The organism is Microbulbifer variabilis (genome assembly GCF_020524905.1).
Classification (GTDB): domain Bacteria; phylum Pseudomonadota; class Gammaproteobacteria; order Pseudomonadales; family Cellvibrionaceae; genus Microbulbifer; species Microbulbifer variabilis_A.
The window spans coordinates 1-1,562 of sequence record NZ_JAIVKI010000053.1 but is presented as its reverse complement, the minus strand read 5'-3'; the positions used below and the strand labels follow the sequence as shown (position 1 = coordinate 1,562).

Annotated in this window: 1 protein-coding gene; it reads right to left on the bottom strand. The window is 45.4% G+C overall.

The features are described from left to right. Positions 1-77 precede the first annotated feature (77 nt). Positions 78-1,436, bottom strand: coding sequence for an IS5 family transposase (locus LC073_RS21445; protein ID WP_226649664.1), 1,359 nt, complete (start codon positions 1,434-1,436; stop codon positions 78-80). Between the last annotated feature and the right edge of the window lie 126 nt (positions 1,437-1,562).

Genomic DNA, 1,562 nt, shown 5'->3' with positions numbered 1-1,562 from the left:
TAGTCGACCCTGAAAAAAACCAAACACCAGCCTCCAGTACAGTGTAATAAGGGCTTACGGAACGATTCGCACTAAATTCACCTTCCAAAACATGAGCAAATGAACCGTATTGTCAGCCAGAATGGATTTGAAACTGTAAAAATAGGCCAAAATGCTTTTTCCAAGGCACAAAAAAACGTCTCCAGTGCCTTGATCATCCATTTTCTCAAATTCCAGGCACACGCAGCCATGAGCAGATTTATCGCATCACCCACTGAGCCCTTGAGGAAGTTTCTTGTCAGTCGAAAATCAGATTTGAGATGTCCAATCAGCGGCTCAATCGCTGCCCGGCGCCGGCACTTTTTTCGTTTCTTTTCCCGCTGGTAGCGATTGCCTTTTTTCAAAGCCGGCTTGGGCAAAACTATTTCCGCACCTTCGGCCATTTTCTTTCCGCGATAGCCCCGATCGCATATGGCCTCTTCAATCTTGGATTCTCTAACTTCATTGGCCTTCCTGATCACCTCATCCAAGGTCTTGCTATCGTGAATGTTTTCGGAATGACTTACAGCACTTAGAATAATGCCGTCTTTCGCGGTAGAGACAATAGAGGCTTTACTGCCATATTCATACGGTTTATGGTCTTTGCCCTTGGCGACACAGTACACTTGTGGTTCATGCAAGCTGTAGATTTTGTCCTTATCATTCTTCTGTTGTTTTAAGACACGCTCATACAGCGCAAAATCATCCTGACAAGCATGCAAATGACTCTCAGGTAATTTCCTCTTCATCTCCCGCAACAGAATGCCCGCGATGGTGCGCAGGCGTTTTACTGCTTTTTTTGCACTCGAACGTTTTTTGACATGACGAAAGAAGCGGAGTTTAAGCCGCATTTCTTTCACTTCCTTGGCATAGGTCCGACGTTGCTGAATATCATTATTCTTGGCGAGCTTATTCAATCGGTTAATAATTCTGATCGCCAACTTGCCATCCGTTGGGTAGGTAATAAACTTTTCTTGTACCGTGGTATCGATATTTACGGCTTTCTCTTCAATGGTACTGCCATGGAGCTGTACTGACATTTTGAAAATTTTTTCAACACCGACCTCGCCAATGCGTCTGCGAAAATGGACTAGCTCTGTGGGGTGACAAGGAGTTTTGTTTTGGAAAGATTTTAAACCACAGAAGGCTTGGTAGTAGGGGCTTCGCTTCCATTGAAGTACAACATTCTCATCGCTCAAATTTTCCAGCTGCTTGAGAATTAGTAGGCCGACGAGAAGGCGAATGGGGATACTGGGGCGCCCCCTCCTGTCAGAATAGTAGTGCCCAAAAGTGCGCTCAAAATCTGTCCAGGGAATTGCTTTTGAGAGCAATAACAGTGGATCTGACGGATCAAGTTGATCGAGTAGTTCGGAGCCAAAAAAGCTGGTTTGTTGGTACTGATCGGTGTCCGTGAGCATAATCATCCTTGAGCATTTCGACCAGAAATTTGACTCAGAATAGCGAAAACTGGTCGAAATGGCTATGCCGTATAGCCATACAGCCTTAGTGCCACAAGGCCTAGCGGCTTTTTTCAGGGCCGACTA

Coding starts and splice junctions, on each gene's coding strand:
- LC073_RS21445 (WP_226649664.1), bottom strand. CDS start 1,436: ATGCTCACGGACACCGATCAGTACCAACAAACCAGCTTTTTTGGCTCC.